The organism is Microbispora sp. NBC_01389, from assembly GCF_045040095.1.
GTDB lineage: Bacteria > Actinomycetota > Actinomycetes > Streptosporangiales > Streptosporangiaceae > Microbispora.
In genome coordinates, this window is the sequence record NZ_CP109552.1 from 262,108 (window position 1) to 281,781 (window position 19,674).

Annotated in this window: 17 protein-coding genes and 1 tRNA gene; 14 read left to right on the top strand and 4 right to left on the bottom strand. The window is 72.3% G+C overall.

Features of this window, described 5'->3' with window-relative positions; all coding sequences use genetic code 11:
• Positions 1-115 precede the first annotated feature (115 nt).
• Both OG344_RS01250 and OG344_RS01255 read left to right on the top strand, forming a co-directional pair.
• Positions 116-646 carry a DedA family protein gene (locus OG344_RS01250; protein WP_405086587.1) on the top strand — a complete coding sequence of 177 codons (531 nt, stop codon included), beginning with the start codon at positions 116-118 and terminating at the stop codon, positions 644-646.
• Positions 639-1,484, top strand: a complete 846-nt coding sequence (locus OG344_RS01255; RefSeq protein ID WP_405086588.1) for a D-alanyl-D-alanine carboxypeptidase family protein — start codon at positions 639-641, stop codon at positions 1,482-1,484. The genes OG344_RS01250 and OG344_RS01255 overlap by 8 nt, the downstream gene beginning before the upstream one ends.
• A 26-nt stretch (positions 1,485-1,510) precedes the next feature.
• On the opposite strand, the gene OG344_RS01260 is transcribed toward OG344_RS01255, so the two are convergent.
• On the bottom strand, positions 1,511-2,386 hold the full coding sequence (locus OG344_RS01260) for a TrmH family RNA methyltransferase (protein WP_405086589.1): 876 nt from the start codon (positions 2,384-2,386) through the stop codon (positions 1,511-1,513).
• 91 nt (positions 2,387-2,477) lie between these two features.
• Between OG344_RS01260 and OG344_RS01265 the strand changes: the two genes are divergently transcribed.
• From OG344_RS01265 to OG344_RS01275, 3 genes are all read left to right on the top strand, one after another.
• Entirely contained in the window at positions 2,478-4,319 is a 1,842-nt protein-coding gene (locus OG344_RS01265) for a substrate-binding domain-containing protein (RefSeq protein WP_405086590.1), read from the top strand.
• A gap of 189 nt (positions 4,320-4,508) precedes the next feature.
• The gene (locus tag OG344_RS01270; RefSeq protein ID WP_405086591.1) at positions 4,509-6,218 is read left to right on the top strand and encodes an RNA polymerase sigma factor; all 1,710 of its coding nucleotides are present in this window, start codon (positions 4,509-4,511) and stop codon (positions 6,216-6,218) included.
• A 157-nt stretch (positions 6,219-6,375) separates the two neighbouring features.
• A complete protein-coding gene (locus OG344_RS01275; protein WP_405086592.1) occupies positions 6,376-6,915 on the top strand; it encodes a hypothetical protein in 540 nt (179 codons plus the stop codon).
• Here the strand turns inward: OG344_RS01275 and OG344_RS01280 are convergent.
• Positions 6,893-8,410 (bottom strand): PLP-dependent aminotransferase family protein, encoded by a 1,518-nt coding sequence (locus OG344_RS01280; protein WP_405086593.1) that lies wholly within the window; start codon positions 8,408-8,410, stop codon positions 6,893-6,895. The genes OG344_RS01275 and OG344_RS01280 overlap by 23 nt on opposite strands.
• Positions 8,411-8,446: 36 nt before the next feature.
• Here OG344_RS01280 and OG344_RS01285 point away from each other — a divergent pair, with 36 nt between their 5' ends.
• The 7 genes from OG344_RS01285 to OG344_RS01315 all read left to right on the top strand — a co-directional run bounded on the left by OG344_RS01285 (position 8,447) and on the right by OG344_RS01315 (position 14,793).
• Entirely contained in the window at positions 8,447-9,088 is a 642-nt protein-coding gene (locus tag OG344_RS01285) for a pyridoxamine 5'-phosphate oxidase family protein (protein ID WP_405086594.1), read from the top strand.
• A gap of 102 nt (positions 9,089-9,190) precedes the next feature.
• Entirely contained in the window at positions 9,191-10,726 is a 1,536-nt protein-coding gene (locus tag OG344_RS01290) for a protein kinase domain-containing protein (protein ID WP_405086595.1), read from the top strand.
• Positions 10,727-10,793: 67 nt separating this feature from the next.
• Entirely contained in the window at positions 10,794-12,209 is a 1,416-nt protein-coding gene (locus OG344_RS01295; protein ID WP_405086596.1) for a hypothetical protein, read from the top strand.
• Positions 12,210-12,228: 19 nt separating this feature from the next.
• Positions 12,229-13,398, top strand: coding sequence for a DUF2510 domain-containing protein (locus OG344_RS01300; RefSeq protein WP_405086597.1), 1,170 nt, complete (start codon positions 12,229-12,231; stop codon positions 13,396-13,398).
• Positions 13,399-13,419: 21 nt separating this feature from the next.
• Positions 13,420-14,016 (top strand): oligoribonuclease, encoded by a 597-nt coding sequence (gene orn / locus OG344_RS01305; protein WP_405086598.1) that lies wholly within the window; start codon positions 13,420-13,422, stop codon positions 14,014-14,016.
• A gap of 98 nt (positions 14,017-14,114) precedes the next feature.
• Positions 14,115-14,190: transfer RNA gene (locus tag OG344_RS01310), tRNA-His, on the top strand.
• Between the two features lie 240 nt (positions 14,191-14,430).
• On the top strand, positions 14,431-14,793 hold the full coding sequence (locus OG344_RS01315; protein WP_405086599.1) for a LuxR C-terminal-related transcriptional regulator: 363 nt from the start codon (positions 14,431-14,433) through the stop codon (positions 14,791-14,793).
• Here OG344_RS01315 and lat read toward each other — a convergent pair.
• On the bottom strand, positions 14,713-15,987 hold the full coding sequence (gene lat, locus OG344_RS01320) for an L-lysine 6-transaminase (protein WP_405086600.1): 1,275 nt from the start codon (positions 15,985-15,987) through the stop codon (positions 14,713-14,715). The genes OG344_RS01315 and lat overlap by 81 nt on opposite strands.
• A 211-nt stretch (positions 15,988-16,198) precedes the next feature.
• Between lat and OG344_RS01325 the strand changes: the two genes are divergently transcribed.
• Positions 16,199-17,554, top strand: coding sequence for a transaminase (locus tag OG344_RS01325; RefSeq protein ID WP_405086601.1), 1,356 nt, complete (start codon positions 16,199-16,201; stop codon positions 17,552-17,554).
• Positions 17,551-17,997, top strand: a complete 447-nt coding sequence (locus OG344_RS01330) for an Lrp/AsnC family transcriptional regulator (RefSeq protein WP_327047410.1) — start codon at positions 17,551-17,553, stop codon at positions 17,995-17,997. The genes OG344_RS01325 and OG344_RS01330 overlap by 4 nt, the downstream gene beginning before the upstream one ends.
• A 25-nt stretch (positions 17,998-18,022) precedes the next feature.
• On the opposite strand, the gene OG344_RS01335 is transcribed toward OG344_RS01330, so the two are convergent.
• Entirely contained in the window at positions 18,023-19,657 is a 1,635-nt protein-coding gene (locus OG344_RS01335; RefSeq protein ID WP_405086602.1) for a penicillin-binding transpeptidase domain-containing protein, read from the bottom strand.
• Positions 19,658-19,674: the final 17 nt, after the last annotated feature.

The window sequence follows — 19,674 nt, forward strand, 5'->3', positions numbered from 1 at the left end:
CTTCGCGAACCCGTCGCCTCGTGTTCCGTCACTCTCAGGTGTACGGAAGGTGGATTGACCGTGAGTTGCCATCTGCTTGCAAACGTGGCGTTCTGTGACGCTAAGGTGAGGCCACGTGCGAATCCCTGACCCTACGGCGGCCTCGGTGTTCGGCCTGCCCCTGTGGCTGGTCGTCGCGGTCGGCGCGGTCGCCCTGTTCGGCGCGTTCCAGGCGTACTACTGGATCGGCCGCAGGCTCGGCGACGCCCTCTATCGCTCCCGGGTGGGCCGCAGGATCGGCCGGGAGCGGATCGAGCGCGTGGAGGGCGTGGTGCGCCGGTGGGGCGCGCTCGCCGTGTACGGCTGCTTCTGGGTGCCCGGGCTCCGGCACGCCCTGCCGTGGGTGGCCGGCGCGCTGCGGGTGGACTACCGCTGGTATCTGGTGGCGAGCGCTCTCGGCTGCCTGACCTGGGTGCCGGTGACCTCCTTCGGTCTCTACTCGCTCCTGTGGGCCTGGCTGTCGCTCGCGGCCCGGTCCCCGGCGCTGGCGGCCGCCGCCGTGCTGGCTGCGGCGGTGGCGGTGGCGGTGGCGCTGCTCCTGCGGCGCCGGAGGAACCGGTCCGGCGCACCCGCCCCCGAAGCCGTGCGATCATGTCGGGATGCGTAACGGGGTACTCATCGCGCTGACCGCCGTCGCCCTCGTCACGGCAGGGGCCGCCGCGGCGCCCGCGGCACAGGCCGAAGCACATGCGGCGCCGTCGGTGACGGCCCGCGAGGCCTATCTGGTCGACGTGACGACGGGAACGATCCAGTTCGCCAAGCGGGAGACGCGGCGGGTGCCGGTCGCGAGCCTCACCAAGGTCATGACCGCGTACGTCGTCCGCCGCCAGGCCCGGCTGGACGACGTGGTGACGATCACCAAGGCCGACGTGAAGCACGCCCTGGCCGGCGGCGCCTCGGCGGCGGGACTGCGGGCGGGCGAGCGGCTCACCGTGCGCGACCTGCTCTACGCGCTCATGCTGCCCTCCGGCGCCGACGCCGCGCACGCCCTGGCCGAGCGGTACGGCCCGGGGACGGCGAAGTTCGTGGCGCGGATGAACGACACGGCGAAGGGTCTCGGGCTGGGCGACACCCGTTACGCCAACCCCGACGGGCTGCCTTCCAAGGGCTACTCCACCGCCCGTGACCAGGCGACGCTGGCCGTGGCCGCGCTGCGGGACCCGGTGATCGCGTCCGTCGCCAGGAGCCCCAAGCGCGCGGTGACGAAGTCGCGCCTGCACCGGGCGCACGTGTGGCGCAACACCAACGAACTGCTGAAGGACGGCGCGGCAGGGCTGAAGACCGGCTACACCCGCCAGGCCGGATACTGCCTGTCGTTCGCCGTCACCCGCGACGATCGCACGTACGTCGGGGTGCTGCTGGGCGAGCGCAGCGACCAGGCGCGCTACACCACGGCGCGCAGGCTCCTCGCCTGGATCGACGAGGAGGGGCTCGCGCTGCCCTGAGTCGGGCCCGTGAGTCGGCCCGTGAGTCAGCCCGTGAGTCGGCCCGTGAGCGAGTTTCTGAGCAGGCCGTGGCAGGCGACGGCCGCGGCGGCGACCACGTTGAGCGAGTCGACGCCGAGGTCCATCGCCCGCGGGCTCATCGGGATGCAGACGGGCTGGTCGGCCTCGCGCAGCCAGTGGGACGACAGCCCGTCGCCCTCGGAGCCGAGCATCAGGGCGACCCGGCCGGACAGCGGGGCCTCGTCCAGCGGCACGGCCGACTGGTCCGGCGTGAGCGCCAGCAGGCGGAACCCGGCCGCCCTGACCTCCGCCAGCCCGCCGTGCCAGTCGGTCATCCGGGCGTACGGGATGGCGAACACCGCGCCCATCGACACCTTGACCGCCCTGCGGTAGAGGGGGTCCGCGCAGCGCGGCGACAGCACGATCGCGCCGACGCCGAGCGCAGCGGCGCAGCGGAAGATCGCCCCCACGTTGCCGTGGTCGACCAGGTCCTCCAGGACGAGGATCCTTTCGGCGTCCGTCAGGAGGGCGCCGACGGAGGGCAGTTCCGTCCGTTCCATGGCGGCGAGCGCGCCCCGGTGCACCGGGAAACCGGTGACCCCCTCCATCACCTCGTCGGAGACGAGATACACGGTGGTTCCCTCAGTGGTTCCCTCAGTGGTTCCCTCAGTGGTTCCCCCGGTGGTTCCCCCGACGACGTCGGCCAGCGCGTCGAGCCACTTGGCCGTGGTGAGCACCGAACGCACCGGATGGCCGGCCCCGATCGCGCGCCTGATCACCTTCTCGCCCTCGGCGACGAACAGCCCGCGCTCGCTTTCCACGCTCCTGCGCAGGTCGACGTCACGCAACCGAACATAATCCGCCAGACGGGCGTCGGCGGCGTCCTCGACCGGGATGACCATCGGCCCAGGGTACGCCGTCGCAAACCATGCCCAGACGGAGAAACGGCCGTATCACCATGCTTCGCCCTGCCAGTATCGTCCCGTTAGCAATATGGAGAAAGAGGGCACCGTGGGCGGACGGCACCGCACAGACGAGCTCGATGGCGGCGGCTTCGAACCCCCGCACGAGCCCCCGTACGAGCGTCCGTACGAGCCCCCGTACGAGCCCCCGCCGCGGCGGCGGGCCGGGCGGGGCTCGGTGCTGGTCCCCCTGGCCGGGGCGGTCGCCCTGGCCGTGCTCCTCGGCGTCGCGGCCTACGTGGTGGTGAACAAGAGCCCCGGCTGCGCCGGTGAGAAGGTGTCGTTGTCCGTGGTGGCCTCACCCGACATCCAGCCGGCCATCAAGAAGATCGCCTCCAGGTTCGGCCAGGCGGGCAGGTCCGTGGACGGCAGGTGCGTCGCGGTGACGGTCAAGGCCGCCCAGTCCGCCGACGTCGCCAACGGGCTGGCCGGCACCGGGCCCACCAGCGGCAAGCTCGACCCCGACCTGTGGATCCCCGACTCCAGCCTCTGGCTGACCGGCCTGAAGAGCGCGCCCAAGCCCGCGGCGAACGCCGCCAGCACCCCCGTCGTGCTGGCCGCTTCCAGGGCCGGCGCGGAGAAGCTGCAGTCGGCCTTCAGCCCGAGCTGGACCGGCCTGATGAGCGCCGCTAACGCCGCCAACCCCGACGGCCTGGCGAAGAAGGTGCGCGTGCTCGCGCTCGACCCCACCCAGAACGCCGCGGGTCTCGGCGCGCTGCTGGCCGGGGCCGCCGTGCTCAACCAAGGAGGCGGGAGCGAGGAGACGCTCGTCGGCGTGCTGCGCCGGCTCTCGGAGTCGACCGTGCCGTCGCCGGAGAGCCTGTTCGCCACGCTGACCAAGGCCACGGCCCGCATTCCCGTCGGCGTGACCTCCGAGCAGGCCGTCTGGTCGTACAACACGACGACGACCCCCGCGAACCCGGCGGTCGCGCTCTATCCGGCCGAGGGCACGGTCAGCCTCGACTACCCGATGATCATCACGGCCCGGGACGCCGCGGCGCGCGAGGCCGCACAGGCCTTCGCGACCGAGGTCTCCTCGCCCAGCGGGAGGAAGACCGTCCAGGACTACGGTTTCCGCACCCCGGACGGCAAGGGCGGCAGCCTGCTCAAGCCGGACAACGGCGTCAGCGCCAAGAGGCCGGCCACGATCCCGTTGCCGGACGCCGCGGCCGTCACCCGCCTCTCCCAGGCCTGGCACCAGATCAAGCTCGGCACCAAGCTGCTCGCGCTGATGGACATCTCCGGCACCATGGCGCTGCCCGCCGACAAGAGCGGCATCACCCGGATGCGCGCGATCACCGACATCAGCGTCGAGGGCCTGAAGCTGTTCCCCGACAAGGCCGAGATCGGCATCTGGGCGTTCTCCGACAACCTGCAGGGAGAGGGCGTCGACTGGAAGCCCATCGTGCACATCGGGCCGCTGGCCCAGCAGATCAACGGCGTGACCCGCCGTGACGTGATCACGCAGGCGCTGCGGAACTCGCGGGCCATCCCCACCGGGAACACCGGCCTGAACGACACGCTCTGGGCCGCCTACCAGAAGATGACCAAGGAGTACGAGCCCGACAAGGTCAACACGATCCTGCTCTTCACCGACGGCGTCGGCAACGACGACCCGAACGGCGGCATCTCCAACACCGAGATCCTGCGGAAGCTGAAGGGCGCCTTCGATCCCAAGCGGCCGGTCAGCCTCCTGATCATCTCCTACAACACCCAGAAGGACGAGGACCGGACGCAGATGACCTCCATCGCCAAGGCCACGGGCGGCGCCGCGTTCTTCCCGCAGACGGTGCTGGAGATCCGCAACATCTTCCTCAAGGGCATCGCCCGCCGCCTCTGCGCGCCCGACTGCGGGGACGGCGGGCAGCAGTGACCTCCGGGTGATCTCCGGGTGACCTCCTGATTCACAAGGGCCGCAGGAGTCACTGTTTTCGCAGGTCATGCCGGTTGGGCATGGCTTCGGGCACGGCCGCGCGACCCGTAAACGGCGCCCGTCCGGGCGGCGTCCCACTCGTGTGGGGATCGGCGACAAGCGGTTCCGTCACACGGGGAGGAATATCCGTTGCCCGAATGGCCCGGCGTCGGGCGAGCCGACGACCATCGACTGCTGGAGGCGCTGCGGCGCGGCGACGCCGAGGCGGCGTCCGCCCTCTACGACGCGTACGCCGACCGGCTGAGCGACTACGCCTACACCCTGCTTCGCGACCTGGAGGCCGCGGCGCGCGCCATGCACGACGCGCTGGTCGCCGCGTCCTGCCACGCCGGTCGGCTGACCGAGCCCGCCCGGCTGCGGGCGTGGCTGTACGCGCTGACCCGGTCCGAGTGCACCGCGCCCGAGACCACGGGAGGCCACGCCGGACCGGTGATCGCTCTCGACGAGTCGGCCGATCCCCCGCTCGCCGCGCTCGTGCAGGAGGTGCTGGGGGAGCTCGGCGTCGCCGAGCGCGAGCTGCTCACCCTCGCCGTACGGCACGGCCTGACGCCCGCCGAAGCAGGATCGGTCCTCGGGCTCTCCTCCCGGCAGGTGTCGGCGCGGCTCACCCGGGCCCGGGACCACCTGGAGAACGGCGCGGCGGCCCTCGTGCTGGCCCGGGTGGGCCGGGCCCACTGCCCCGGCCTGTCGGCGCTGGTGGACAACGGCGTGGGCGCCGACTGGCGGGACGGGCCGCTGAGCGACACGCTGCGCAAGCGGCTGAGCAGGCACGTCGCGGGCTGCGAGATCTGCCGGGAGGGCCGGGGCAGGCACGTGTCGGCCGAGCGGCTGCTGGACATGATCCCCGTCGCGTATCCGCCGCTGTCCGCCCGCCGCCAGGTGATCGACTCGATCCTGCGCGCCGACCCCCCGGCTGACGCCACCGGTCCCCTCGACGACCGCGGCTTCCCGGCCGCCGCGGCGCCGGGGCGCGCCGGGCGCAGGCGCCGCGGTGGGCGCGGCGGTGGACACGGCGGTGGACACGGCGGTGGACACGGCGGTGAGCATGGAAGTGGGCAGGGAGGTGGGCGCGGGGGGATGCGCAGACGGCCTCGTCCGCTCAAGGTCGCCCCGGTGCTGCTCGCCGCCGCCTGCGTCTTCGCCACCGCGGGCGGGCTCGCGCTGGTGTCCGGGGAGTCCCCCGCCGATCGCCTGGAGGCGGTGCGCGTGCCCCCGGCCACCTCCCCCGCGCCGGACCCCGCTCTGGACCCCGCTTTGGATCTGGACGAGGGCGATCCACCGGCCGACGACCCCCCGGTAGACGAACAGGCCGACGAGCCCTCCGCCCCTCCGGACGATTCACCTGACTCGTCCCCCCAGCCGTCCCCCCACCAGGCCGCGACCGCCCCGCCCCACACCCTCCCACCGCCGGGGCGGTCGCGGCCGACATCCACCCGTACGACCCGCGCGCCGCAGCCGTCGCTCACCGCACTGTGCCCGGGCGACCTCGGCGGGGCCACCGGCGCGACGATCACACTGGCGGCTCGCGGCTCGGCGATCGAGTGGTCGGCCGGCGCGTCGGGCGGCCTCACCGTCTCTCCGCGGCAGGGCAGGCTGCGCGCCGGGGCGAGCGGCCGGATCACGCTCGCCGTCGCCGATCCGGCGGTCCCGGGCAGCGGTGTGGTGACCTTCCAGTCGGCCGCGGGCCGGCCGTCCTGCCGGCTCTCCTGGGACGGGCAGGAAGGCGACGGCGGGCCCGGGCCGACCACCCGGCCCGACGACCCCAATGACGGTCACGGCGACGGGGCCACGACCGGCCCGTCTCCCGCCGGCGATCCGGCGCCCTCCCCCTCCCCGTGAGGAGATCCGCACCGGGCGGTAACAATCACGCGTCCTGAGGTGTCGATGAAAGTTTGAAAGGGGAAAAACGACGCGACCGAGGATTTGAGGGGGCATTGTGGCCCAAGCATGGCTGCCCGGCGCAAGCCGACTTCCCTCCCCCGGGGACTCCGGATCGATGCTCGGAGGAGCCCCGAGGACCGTCTGGTTCATCTGGCCCGCCGATCCCCACGGGGTCTCGGCCAGATCCGTCGCCCAGCGGCTGATCCAGCTCCGCCGGCCCTCCCACCTGGTGTGGAACCCGGTGACCGGGGAGATCGTCCAGTTGCTCCCGCCCACCCGGGCGGGCGGCGCGCTGGCCGCGGACCGGGGCAGGAACGGACGGGTCTGCGTGCAGATCCACGTCATCGGTTCGGCGAGGGAACCGTTCACCGACACCAAGCTCGACGGCCTGGACGACATCCTGGCCTGGCTCGACTCCTGGGGGGTGCCGCGCCGCTGGCCGGCCGGCCCCCCGCTGCCCTATCCCCACTCCCTGGCGGCGGAGCGGAGCAGGCGCCTGTGGGCGCGGGGCGGGCACTTCGGCCACTCCCAGGTGCCCGGCACCCGGGAGGGCGACCCGGGGTCGATCGACATCGGCCGCATCATCGGAGACGACGCGCCCGGCCTGGAGGACTCGCTTCCCCGGGACGGGCTCAGGCTTCTCCAGGAGGTATGAGCGACCGGATCACCGCGCATCCGCGCCGCACCCCGGCGAGGGAGGCGGAACCGTACCCGAGCACGAGGCCGTGCACCCGGGTCGGCCCGTGGTGGTGGCGTTCGGTCGTGTCCAGGAGCACACCGTGTTCCCCGGCCCGCCGTACGAGGCCGGGGACGACGGCGGCGGGCAGCGCGACCATCACGTGGAGCCCGGCCGTGTCGCCCCGCACGTACGGCCCGAGCGCCTCGACGATGGCTGCCCTGCGCCGGGCGTACTCCAGCCGCATCCTGCGCAGGTGCCGGTCGAGGTCACCACGTTCCAGCAGGGTCGTCACGGCCCGCTGGACCGGCCCCGACGTGCGGTCGGCGACCCGTGCCCGGCGCTCGGCGATCCTGGCGAGCAGATCCGCCGGGGCGACCAGCCAGCCGAGCCCCACGTCGGGGCCGAGCGACTTCGACAGCGTGCCGAGCAGCACCACCCGCTCGGGGTCGAGCCCGTAGAGCGCGGGCAGCGGCGCGACGTCGTAGCGGAACTCGGCGTCGTAGTCGTCCTCCACGACGATCGCGCCGGTCCTGCGGGCCCAGGCGAGCAGCCGCTCCCTGCGGGGGATCGGCAGCCTGCCGCCCAGCGGGAACTGGTGCGCGGGGGTGGTGTAGAGCACCCGCAGGTCGTCGGGGAGCGCCTCGGCGATCACGCCCTGCTCGTCCACCGGGCAGGGCACGACCTCGGCGCCCCGCGAGGCGAACACGCGCCGGGCCGCCCCCCAGCCCGGCTCCTCGACCCCGGCCCGGGTTCCCGGGCCCAGCAGCGTGGCGGCGACCAGGTCGAGGCCGTTGCCGGTGCCCCGGGTCACCATGACGTTCCCCGCGTCCACCGGCACCGCCCGGGCCCTGCGCAGGTGCCCGGCCAGCAGTTCGCGCAGCTCCGGGTGACCGTAGGGGTCGGGAAAGGCGTTCAGCGGCAGGTCGCCGGCGGATCGCCAGGCCCGCCGCCAGGCCGCCCGGTCGTAGCCGGACACCCACGGCCGCCCCGGCCGCAGGTCCACCATGTTCCTGATCACCGGGTCGCCGATCAGCGGGTCCCCGGGAGCGACCGGCGCCGTGGCGTGGTCCGTGGCCTGGTCCGTGGCCTGGTCCGTGGCCTGGTCCGTGGCCTGGTCCGTGGCCTGGTCCGGGGCCCGGTCCGGGGCCGGGTGCTCGTACGGCAGCGCGTCCTCGGCGACGTAGGTGCCCGAGCCGTGCCGCCCCTCCAGCCACCCCTCCGCGTACAGCTGCTGGTAGGCGTCGGTGACGACGGTCCTGCTGACCCCCAGCAGGACCGCGAGCCTCCGGGTGGACGGCAGCCGCTCCCCCGCCTTGAGCCCGCCCGTACGCATGGCCTCCCGCAACTGGGCGGCGACCTGGACGGCGAGCGGCGCGGGCCCGGCGCGGTCCACCGTCACCGGCACATCGATGGTCAGGCGCACAGTGTTCTCCGCAAAAGTGGTCTCCCCGCAGCGGCCAGAAGTGGACATGTTCCACCAGTCCACCCTGGACATAACGTAACGGACATGCTCTCCGCGACCACCCGCACCACCCTGAACCGCGCGAAGGACCGCGCTCGCACCGACCGCGCCGACCTGTACGCCATCCTGGACGCCGGTCTCGTCTGTCACCTCGGCGTGCTGGCCGGCGACTCCCCCATGGTGATCCCCACCGGCTACGGACGGATCGGCGACACCCTCTACCTGCACGGCTCCACCGGGGCCACCTCGCTGCGGGCCGGCTCCGGCGGCCAGGTCTGCGTCACCGTGACCCACCTCGACGGCGTCGTGCTGGCCCGCTCCGCGTTCCACCACTCGGTGAACTACCGCTGCGCCATGGTCTTCGGCACGGCCCGGCTCGTGGACGACCCCGATGAGCGGCTCGCGGGGCTGCGGGCGATCACCGAGCAGCTCGCGCCCGGTCAGTGGGACGTCGTCCGCCCGCCCGACCGCAAGGAGATGGCCGCCACGGCCGTGCTCGCGCTGTCGCTGGAGGAGGCGTCGGTGAAGGTGCGGCAGGGACCGCCGAAGGACGACGAGGAAGACTACGACCTGCCCGTCTGGGCGGGCGTGCTGCCGCTCGCCGTCTCCTGGGGCGTCCCCGAGCCCGACCCGCGCCTCACCCCCGGCATCCCGGTTCCCGAGCACGTCGAAAAGCGGCAGTACTGACACTAAACCTAACTGAATCATGACTTTTCATCGCAATGGAGGGTTCGTCACTAAGCTACGGTCTCGGATTCGGCGGGGGCCCCAGGCGATGAGGAGACCGTTATGTACGGCCAGACGGACGCCTGGCGCGTCCCCGGCTACACCGAGATCAGGGAACTCGGCGTAGGGGGCGGCGGGCGGGTGGTGCTCGCCCGGCACGATGCCGACGACATCCCCGTGGCGATCAAGTACCTGTCCGACCAGCTGATGACGGACCTCCACTTCGTCGCGCGGTTCCGGCACGAGGCCCGGCTGCTCGCGGCGATGGATCCCAACCCGCACGCGGCCCGTTTCTACGAGTACGCCGAGACCGCCCGCGGCGCGGCCATCGTCATGGAACTGGTCGACGGCGTCTCGCTCCGCGCGATGCTGCGCTCGGAGGGGCCCACCGGCCCCGAGGCCGCGCTCACCGTGCTGAAGGGCTCGCTGCTCGGCCTGGCCGCGGCGCACGAGATCGGGGTCGTTCACCGGGACTACAAGCCCGAGAACGTCATGGTCGAGGCCGACGGCAACAGCAAGCTCGTCGACTTCGGCATCGCCGTCCAGGCCGGGGAGGGCGTGAGCGCCTCCGGCACCCCGCCGTACATGCCGCCGGAACAGTGGTCCGGCGGCAGGGCGGGCCCGGCCGGCGACGTCTACGCGGCCACCGTCGTGTTCTTCGAGTGCCTCACCGGCAGCCGGCCGTTCCGCGCCCAGAACATCGCCGCGCTGGCCCGCCAGCACCAGGCCACCCCTCCGCCGGTCGACGAGGTGCCGCCGCCGCTGCGCGGGCTCGTGGAGCGCGGCATGGCCAAGCGGCCCGAGGACCGGTACGCCTCCGCCGAGGAGTTCCTGCGGGAGCTGGAGACGGTCTCCACCGACGCGTACGGCCCGGCCTGGGAGGAGAGGGGACGACGGCGGCTCGCGGCGCTCGCCGGGCTGCTGGTGCCGTTCTTCCCCCTCAAGAAGGACGTTCCCGAAGCGGGCACGGCCCTGGCCGAGACCCGGCTGGGCGGCCTGCTGGGCCAGGCCCGGATCAAGATCGGCCTGACCCTGGCCGGCATGGTCGTGATCGCGGCCGGCACCGTGGCGCTGGTGCAGACCGTCAGCGGGACCACCCTGCAGGCGGGCACGTCGATCGAGACGCCGAGCCCCCTCGGGATCGACTCCTCGTCGCCCGGCGACGCTCCGACGGAGGAGCCGGAGGACTCGGACGACTCGGAGCCCTCCCCCGCGCCCTCGCCTGCCTCCACCAGCCCGAAGCCGGTCGCCTCGCCGACGCCGGTCGTGCGGCCCACCGCGACCGGCCGGCCGAACGTGAACCCCACCCTGAACCCCACCGTGAACCCCACACTCAGACCGACGCGCAGGCCGACCGTGAAACCGACGGTCAAGCCCACCGTACGGCCCACTGCCCGGCCCACGACGCGGCCGAAGCCCTCGGCGAAGCCCACCTCGCAGCCCGACCCCACGGTCACCGCGACGATAGACCCGCAGCCCACGACGCGGCCCACCCCCGCGCCGACCGCCACCCGCACCACCGCGCCGCCCACGACGCGGCCCACCCCGACCGTGAGCGAGCCCGGCGGCAGTTCGCCGCCGCAGGAGGTTCCCCGGTGACGACCGGCCTCGTTCCCGCCACACTTGCCGTGGAGCGTACGCGCGGACGGCACCGGAGGCGGCACAGATGCGAGAAGGCGTGACGGTCGCGGGACACCGGCTCACCGGCCGCACCCGGGCCGGAGAGGCAGGCGTCTGGACGGACGCGGTCTCCCCCGGCGGCAGGCCGTCCGGCGTGCTGAGGTTCGATCCCGCGGCGGCGGCCCGGGCGAGGGAACGGCTGGTCGCGACGGTCACCGACGACCTGCGCCTCCAGCGCGGCGGGGCCGCGGGGCTGCTGCCCGTCGTCGACCTGGTGGCCGCGCGCGACGAGCTGTGGCTGATTACCGGCCGGGCGACGCCGGTCCTCGACGAACTGCTGCGGTGGAACGGCCTGCATCTCGACGCCGGCAGCGTGGCGGCCGTCCTCCTGGAGACGGCGCAGACGCTCGCCTCCGTACACGCCTCCGGGCTGACGCACGGCGCGTTCGGCGCCGGAACGGTCGTCGTCACCGAGGACGGCGCGGCGCTGCTCGCCGAGCGCGGCCTGGTGGCGGCGCTCCGCGGCGAGCACGTGCCGCCGGAGCGCGACGTCGCGGCCTGGGTGACGCTCGCCCGGCAGCTCGCCGCAGGGTGGGTGAACGGGCCCGAGGCGGAGCTGCTGCACCGGGCGATCACCGCCGCCACGGCCCACGGGCTGGCCGCCGCCCGCGACACCCTGCTCGCCGGGCGCGACGGGCTGCCGCCCGGGTTCATGGCGCGTGACCGGCTCGCCCAGGCCGCGCGCGACTTCCCCGGCCCTGCGCCCGGCCCTGTTCCCGGCCCTGCTTCCGGCCCTGCGCCGGTATATGTGCCGGTATCTGGGCCGGTCGTGCCCGCCGCGGGTGAGGCGGTGACCCTGCTCGACCTGCCCTCCGACCCGCCCCCCGGTCTGCCCCCCGGCCTGCCCTCAGCCGCGGACGACGACGTGATGATGCGGTTCGGGCCGGGCGTGCCGACCGAGGCCCCGTCCGAGACCACGGCTGCGCAGATCTGGCGGTCGGGCCGGACCTCCGCCGTCACCCAGGCGCGCCCGCCCGCCGCCCCGCCCCGCCGCCGCCGGCGTACGACGGCCTGGGCGGGCACCGTGCTGCTGGCGATCCTGATCGCCGCGGTGATCCTGTGGCTGCGTCAACCGCCCGCCGTGGAGGCCGCGGTGAGCGGCGTCGACGTCAAGGTGGCCAAGAAGACGGTGCGCTGCGACGGCACGGCCGACTTCGTCGGGGTGGTCACGACCAACGGCGGAGCCGGGACGATCCGCTATCTCTGGATCCGCAGCGACGACCGCAAACGGCAGGAGCAGGAGCAGCGGATATCCTCCGGGGACACGTCGGTACATCTCCCCCTGCACTGGAAGGTGACCGGCTCCGGATCGTTCAAGGGATCGGCGACGCTCCGTGTCCTGTCCCCCACGACGACCGGAAAACCGATTCAGGACACGGCAAGTTTTACCTACAAATGCTGACTTCATTAGTGTGGCGCGCATGACGACGACCCCTGCCGGCTGGTATCCGGACCCGTACGGCTCCCCCCTCCTGCGATGGTGGGACGGCAACCAGTGGACCGACGCCACCCACTCCCCGGGACAGCCGGGGCAGCCGGGACAGGAGGCCGCGGCCGCGCCCGACCAGACGGCACCGTCCCAGACCGTGCCGTCCCAGACCGTGCGGTCCCAGACTGTGCCGTCCCAGGCGGCACCGGCGCAGCAGTGGACCCAGCCCTCGGGCGGCGCTGGAGGTTACGGCGCTGGAGGTTACGGTGCTGGCGATTATGGCCCCGGCGGCTCCGGTCCTGGAGGCCAGGCGCCGTGGGGCCAGCCGGGCTATCCGGGCGGGCAGGGGGCGCCTACGGCCCAGCTTCCCGTGCCCGAGTTCGGCACGCAGCAACGGAGCACGACGGTGTGGCCCTGGATCGCCGGGGGAATCGCGGCGGTGGTCGTGCTGGCGCTCCTGATCGGCGGCGCGTTCGTCCTCCTGCGCGACCGCGCCGGAACGGTGACCGCCCGGCCGCAGCCGGTGACGACGGCCCCACCGCCGCTGGACCAGACCGTGCCGCCCGAGCCGAGCCCGGAGCCGTCCACCCGGCCGCTGCCCACGCTGCCGGAGCCGACCGGCGGCCGGATCAACGACTCGGTGACCGGGCTGTCCTACGCCTTCCCGGGCGGCAAGTGGGTGGTGCCGCAGTCGCAGGAGATCAACGACCCGTCCAACGACCAGTTCCCGCTGTGGACGAGCGGCTACCAGGCGATGTCCCAGCAGAACTACGACGGCAAGGACCACAGCTGGGTGGGCAGCGTCTTCGCCGCCGAGCTGCCCAAGGTCATCCCCTACACCGGTCCCCAGGACTTCGAGCGGCTGGCCCCGGCGATGCTCGTCGCGTACGAACCCGTCTTCTACGGCCTCTCGCACAAGCGCAGGGTCCTGCGCAGCGAGGCGCTGAAGGTGAGTGGCAAGCAGGGCTGGATCATCGAGTTCGAGATGGACTTCTCCCAGGTGTCCACGGCGCAGAAGCTCGACTGGAAGAAGGAGCGGGGCGCGTTCGTCCTCGTGGACCGCGGCCAGGGCGTCCAACCGGCGATGCTGTACGTCTCGGTGCCCGACAACCTGGACCAGTCGGTCGTCAAGCGGGTGCTGAACTCGCTCCAAGCCCAGTGACGTCCCTATTACGCTTGAGGCATGACTGACCCGCTGGTTTGGATCGACTGTGAGATGACCGGGCTCGATCTGGGCCATGACGCGCTGGTCGAGGTGGCCTGCATCGTCACCGACGGCGAGCTGAACCAGCTGGACGAGGGCGTGGACGTCGTCATCAAGCCGCCCGCCGAGACCCTGGAACAGATGTCGGACGTCGTGCGGGAGATGCACACGGCCTCGGGACTGCTGCGGGCCCTCTCGACGGGGGTGACGCTGGCCGAGGCCGAGGCGGTCGTGCTCGACTACATCCGGTCCCACATCCCCGAGGCCAAGCGGGCGCCGCTGTGCGGCAACTCCATCGCGACCGACCGCGCCTTCATCGCCCGGGACATGCCCCTCGTGGACGGCCACCTGCACTACCGGATGATCGACGTCTCGTCGATCAAGGAACTGGCCCGCCGCTGGTATCCCCGGGTCTACTTCGCCTCCCCCGAGAAGCAGGGCGGGCACCGCGCGCTGGCCGACATCACCGAGAGCATCCGGGAGCTGCGCTACTACCGTGCCGCGGTCTTCGTCCCGCAGCCCGGCCCCGACTCGGCCACCGCCCGCGAGGTCGCCGAGGCCGTGTCCGGGTCATAAGCGGGCCCCGGATCACAGGCTGGGCGTGCGGTATCGAGGGCGCGGAGGACTCGAAAATACCGCTACACTTTCTTCGTACGCCGCGAGCGGCGGACATGGTGGGTGTAGCTCAGCTGGCAGAGCGCCAGGTTGTGGTCCTGGATGTCGTGGGTTCAAGTCCCATCACTCACCCCAGCAACGAACGGCCGGTCCTCACGGACCGGCCGTTCGTGTTTCAGGGACCCGTGTTTCAGGGACCCGTGTTTCAGGGACCCGTGTTTCAGGGACCCGTGTTTCAGGCAGGTAGCGACGCGAGCAGCGCTGACGCGGGCAAGTCAGCCCTCTTTGCCCCATTGGTGGACATTGCGGGTTATGCTGCCTGACAACCGCCGCGCGGGGGCCCCGGCGATCTCTGACGTCTTCGACGGAGGCCGGATGAGAGGCGACGACCACACCGCCCTTGGGTTGAGTAAGCGGGAAAGCGAGGTCATGGAGCTGATCGCCACAGGTCACTCCAATGGCGAGATCGCCCAGCGGCTGTTCCTGAGCGAGAAGACCGTGAAGAACCACGTGAACCGCATCTACGCCAAGCTTGGCGTGGAGTCGCGGGGCAGGGCCATCTGCCGCTGGCGCGGCGAGGCGGACCCGCCCGGGGAGAGAGCCGAGCAGTCCTCAGAAGCCCGGTCCTCAGACAACCCGTGCTCAGACAACCCGTGCTCAGACGCCGGTGAGGCAGGCGCGGAGACCGGCGAGGCCGTGCTCAAGCTCGTCGGGCTGGACGGACAGGGCAGGGCGTAGCCGCACCGACTGCTCGCCGCAGCGCAGGACCAGAATCGCCCGCTCCTCCCGCAGCCGGGTGACCAGCCCGCCGGGGTCGGGGACGTCGAAGGCGCACATGAGCCCGCGGCCCCGCGCGTTGGCGACCAGTCCGTCGGACTCCAGGCCCCGCAGGGCGCCCAGCAGCTTCTCGCCCAGGATGGCCGCCCTCGGAATCAGCCCGTCCCGCTCGATGATCTCCAGCATCCGGCGGGACCGCACCATGTCGACCAGTCCGCCTCCCCAGGTGGAGTTGATCCTGCCGCTCACCCGGAACACGTTGTCCGGCACCAGGTCCACTCTGCGGCCCGCCATGATGCCGCCGACCTGCACCTTCTTCGCGAAAGCCACGATGTCGGGGGCCAACCCGAGCTGCTGGTACGCCCAGGGCGTGCCGGTGAGACCCACCCCGGTCTGCACCTCGTCCAGCACGAACAGCGCGTCGTACTCGTGACACAGGTCCTGCATCGCCCGCAGGAACTCGGGACGCATGTGGTTGTCGCCCCCTTCGCCCTGGATCGGCTCGGCGATGAAGCAGGCGATGTCATGGCGGAACCTCTCGAACGCCTCCTTCGCCTGCGCCAGCGCCCGTTCCTCGGCGCGTTCGACGTTCCCGAGGTGGATCGCCGGGACGTCGACGCGCGGCCAGTAGAACCGGGGGAACCGGTCGGTCTTGACGGCGTCGGTGTTGGTGAGCGAGAGCGCGTAGCCGCCGCGGCCGTGGAAGGCCCGGGTCAGGTGGAGGACCCGGGTGCCGAGGCCCGGATGGCGGCCGTGGGCTTCATTCCAGCGGCTCTTCCAGTCGAAGGCGCACTTGAGGGCGTTCTCCACGGCCGCCGAGCCGCCCTCGACGAAGAACAGGTGCGGCAGTTCCGGATCGCCGAGCACCCGCCGGAACGTCTCGGCGAACTCGGCGAGATGCACGGTGTAGATGTCGGAGTTGGCGGGCTTGTTGGCCGCCACCCGGCCGAGCAGTGCGACGAACTCGGGCTCGCCGGCGAAGGGGTTGACCCCGAGCGGCGACGAGGCGAAGAACGTGTAGAAGTCCAGGTACCTCCGCCCGTCGCGGGCGTCGACCAGCCAGGAGCCCGCGCTCCGGTCCAGGTCGAGCACCAGCCGGAAACCGTCGACGAGCAGGTGCCGTGCGAGGGCGTCGTGCACAGCGCTGGGGTCCATGTCGCCTCCGCGTCAGGCTGGGAAACGAGATGATTCCCTCACACTGGGTCATCTATGTGAATGGTTTCCGCCTTAATACCATCCAGGAAGGATATTTTTCCGACCACAGACCCACCCATCCCAGGGATGACGAAACGGACGTGTTTGTGTACGTTTGCTTCAGATTCGGTGGTTGAAACCGAGTTCGGCAATCTTTTCTGAGGCAGGGAACATGATCGACCGTACTCGCCTGGCCCGGCTGCTCGACCGCGAGCGCCGCCTCTTCCGGGAGCGGAACCCGCGCTCGGCCGTCGCGTACGAGCAGGCGAGGGGGCATCTCTTCGGCGGCGTGCCGATGACGTGGATGAACAAGACGGCCGGCGGCTTCCCGCTGTACCTGGCTGAGGCCCACGGCGCCCGCGTCACCGACCTCGACGGCCACGAGTACGTCGATCTCTGCCTCGGCGACACGGGCGCGATGGCCGGGCACTCCCCGCAGGCGACCGTGGAGGCGGTCGCCGACCGGTTCGGCCGCCGGGGCGGCGCCACCGTGATGATGCCGACCGAGGACGCCGCCTGGGTCGGCGCCGAGCTCGGCCGCCGGTTCGGCGTGCCGTACTGGAGCTTCTCGCTGACCGCCACCGACGCCAACCGGTGGGCGATCCGGCTGGCCCGGGCGATCACCGGCAGGCCGAAGATCCTGGTGAACAGTTACTGTTACCACGGCAGCGTGGACGAGGTACTGATCGTGGTCGGCCCGGACGGCCGGCAGGTGTCCCGTGAGGGCAACGTCGGCGCGCCGGTCGACCCTACGGTGACCTCCCGCGTCGTGGAGTTCAACGACCTGCCCGCGCTCGAGCGCGAACTGGCCTACGGCGACGTCGCGGCGGTCCTGATGGAGCCCGCCCTGACCAACATCGGGATCGTGCTGCCCGAGCCGGGCTACCTGGAGGGCGTGCGCGAGCTGACCCGGCGGTACGGCAGCCTGCTGATCAACGACGAGACCCACACGTTCTCGGCCGGGCCCGGCGGCTGCACGAAGGCCTGGAACCTGCGTCCCGACATCGTGACGATCGGCAAGGCCGTCGGCGGCGGCATCCCGAGCGGCGGGTACGGCCTGTCGGCCGAGGTCGTCGCCCGGATCGAGGCCATGGACGGGCTCGACCTGGTCGACATGGGCGGGGTCGGCGGCACGCTGGCGGGCAACCCCCTGTCGGTCGCCGCAATGCGGGCCACGCTGGAGCACGTGCTGACCGACGACGCGTTCACCGCCATGACCGAGCTGGCGACCCGCTTCGCCAAGGGGGTGCAGGAGATCATCGACGCGCACGGCCTGGCGTGGTCGGTCAGCCGGCTGGGCGCACGCGCCGAGTATCGCTTCACCAGCCCGGCCCCGCGCAACGGCGGCGAGTCGAACGCCGCCGGCGATCCCGAGCTGGACGACTACCTGCACGTCCACCTGGCCAACCGGGGAGTGCTGCTCACGCCGTTCCACAACATGGCGCTGATGTCCCCGGCCACCACCGAGGCCGACGTGGACCGGCACCACGAGGTGTTCGCGGCGGCGGTCGCCGAGCTGGTCGCGTGATCCCCGACGAGATCGACCGGGTCCTGCTGCGCGAGCTGCAGCGGGACGGCCGGGCCTCCTACACCGCGCTCGCCGAGGCGACCGGCCTGTCCGCCCCCGCCGTACGGCAGCGGGTGCAGCGACTGCGCGACGAGGGCGTCGTGCAGATCGTCGGGGTCACCGACCCGATGGCGCTGGGCCTTCCGGTGATGGCGCTGATCGGCGTACGCGTCGACAGCGACGTGCACGAGGTCGCCGACCGGATCAGCGCGCTGCCCGGCGTGATCTACGTGGTGCTCACGGCGGGCTCGTTCGACCTGTTCGCCGAGGTGGTGTGCCGGGAGCCCGCCGAGCTCCTCGCGGTGCTCAACGACGACGTCAAACGCGTTCCCGGCGTGACCAGGGCCGAGGCGTTCACCTACTTCGGGATCCACACGCACCGGTTCGCCTGGCCCGGCCTCTGAGGGGTTCTGAGGGGTTCTGAGGGGTCTACAGGGCCTGCAGGAAGCGGGCGGCGATGGGCACGGCGGCGCTGCGCCCGGTGCCGCCGTGCTCGACGAACACGGCGAAGGCGAGGTCACCTTGATAGCCGATGAACCAGGCGTGGTCCTGACCACCCTGCCAGTCCTCCGCCGTGCCGGTCTTGCCGGCCACCCCCTCCGGCAGGTGTGCCTCGGCGGCGGTCCCGTCGACGGTGACCGCGCTCATCAGGTCACGCAGCCCCTCCGCCACGTTCGACGGCAGGGGCACGCTCTGCTGCAGCTCGCCCTGGGACGCCTCCTCCGCCAGCGGGCGGGCCGGCCGCCACTCGCCACTCTTCACCGCCGCCGCGACCAGCGCCATGCACAGCGGGGTCGCCTCGACCGTGCCCTGGCCGAAGGAGTCCTCGGCGAGCGCGTCGGGGTTCTCCGGCCGTTTCAGGCTGCCACACGTGTAGCCGCCGCCCTGCCCACTCCCCTGGCCGCCGCCACTCTCGCCCTGCACGCCGAAGCCGAACGCCCTGGCCTGCTCGACCAGCCTGTCGGCGTCCAACCGCTCGACCGTCAGGCGGGCGAAGGTGGTGTTGCACGACAGGGCGAAGGCATGGCGGAGCGTGACCGCCCCGTGGTCCTCGTTGTGGTAGTTGGGGATCTGCCGGTGGAAGGGGATCTGGTACACCGACGGGCACTCCACCGTGGTGTCGGGGGCCAGCCCTCCGCCGAGCAGGGCGGCGGCCGTGACCGTCTTGAACGTCGAACCGGGGGCGTACTTGCGCTCGAAGGCGCCGCGTCCGCCCAGGCGGTCGGCGACCGCGAGGATCTCCCCGGTGGTCGGCCGTACGGCGACGATGGCGGCCCGCTGCGGCACGCCGTCGAGCGCCCGCGCCGCCGCGGCCTGAACCGGCCACTCGATGGTCGTCCGTACGCCGGCCGGTTGCCGCTTGGGCGTGTAGGCGAGAACGGCCTTCGACGGCGACCCGGGGTTCTCGACCCGCAGCTCCCACCCCACCGCGACACCGTTCGTCGGCGCCACCCCCTGGGCGACCAGCCCGTCGAGGTACGCGTCGGCGTCCGAATCCTGGGGGAACTCCTCCCCTTCCCGGGTCACCGGCCGCAGCGGGCCGGTCATCGGCGTGGTCCTGACGAGACGGCCGCCGGCTTCGATCTCGGGGAACAGGACGGCCGACGTCCACAGCACCTTCCAGGTGGCGTCCCGTACGGCCAGGCGCAGGGCCGAGTCGAAGCGCCAGGGCCCCTTGTCCGGCTCGTCCCGCTCCTGGGTGAAGGGCACCTCGGCCGTCTCGTCCCCGTCGCGGGTGACGGCCCCGGGCGTGATCCGAATCGAGTTCGACAGGGCGGCGTCCTCGAACTGGCGATGCTGGTCGGCGAAATCGGCCGGTGGCTCGTCGACGAGTTCACGCATCGCCTCGTAGTCGCCCTTGGCCCAGGCGTCGAAGTAGGCGGTGGCCGTCTCGTCCGGCGAGCCGTCGGGACGCAGTTCGAGCGTCTGCGGGATGGTGGGGGACGCGGCCGGCGTGGCGACCATCACCGGCTCCTGCCTGCCCGAGACCACGAGACCGACCACGCCGAAGACGAAAATGGCCGCGGCGACCGTGACGAGGGCGAGCAGTGCCCTGTTCCGCATACGGTTCTCATATCATG

What these genes read in the sequence shown, in the direction of transcription:
- OG344_RS01315 (WP_405086599.1), top strand. Translation starts at nt 14,431, where the DNA reads ATGAGAGGCGACGACCACACCGCCCTTGGGTTGAGTAAGCGGGAAAGC.
- OG344_RS01290 (WP_405086595.1), top strand. Translation starts at nt 9,191, where the DNA reads ATGTACGGCCAGACGGACGCCTGGCGCGTCCCCGGCTACACCGAGATC.
- OG344_RS01260 (WP_405086589.1), bottom strand. Translation starts at nt 2,386, where the DNA reads ATGGTCATCCCGGTCGAGGACGCCGCCGACGCCCGTCTGGCGGATTAT.
- orn (WP_405086598.1), top strand. Translation starts at nt 13,420, where the DNA reads ATGACTGACCCGCTGGTTTGGATCGACTGTGAGATGACCGGGCTCGAT.
- OG344_RS01300 (WP_405086597.1), top strand. Translation starts at nt 12,229, where the DNA reads ATGACGACGACCCCTGCCGGCTGGTATCCGGACCCGTACGGCTCCCCC.
- OG344_RS01255 (WP_405086588.1), top strand. Translation starts at nt 639, where the DNA reads ATGCGTAACGGGGTACTCATCGCGCTGACCGCCGTCGCCCTCGTCACG.
- OG344_RS01280 (WP_405086593.1), bottom strand. Translation starts at nt 8,410, where the DNA reads ATGTCCACTTCTGGCCGCTGCGGGGAGACCACTTTTGCGGAGAACACT.
- OG344_RS01285 (WP_405086594.1), top strand. Translation starts at nt 8,447, where the DNA reads ATGCTCTCCGCGACCACCCGCACCACCCTGAACCGCGCGAAGGACCGC.
- lat (WP_405086600.1), bottom strand. Translation starts at nt 15,987, where the DNA reads ATGGACCCCAGCGCTGTGCACGACGCCCTCGCACGGCACCTGCTCGTC.
- OG344_RS01295 (WP_405086596.1), top strand. Translation starts at nt 10,794, where the DNA reads ATGCGAGAAGGCGTGACGGTCGCGGGACACCGGCTCACCGGCCGCACC.
- OG344_RS01265 (WP_405086590.1), top strand. Translation starts at nt 2,478, where the DNA reads ATGGAGAAAGAGGGCACCGTGGGCGGACGGCACCGCACAGACGAGCTC.
- OG344_RS01275 (WP_405086592.1), top strand. Translation starts at nt 6,376, where the DNA reads ATGCTCGGAGGAGCCCCGAGGACCGTCTGGTTCATCTGGCCCGCCGAT.
- OG344_RS01335 (WP_405086602.1), bottom strand. Translation starts at nt 19,657, where the DNA reads ATGCGGAACAGGGCACTGCTCGCCCTCGTCACGGTCGCCGCGGCCATT.
- OG344_RS01325 (WP_405086601.1), top strand. Translation starts at nt 16,199, where the DNA reads ATGATCGACCGTACTCGCCTGGCCCGGCTGCTCGACCGCGAGCGCCGC.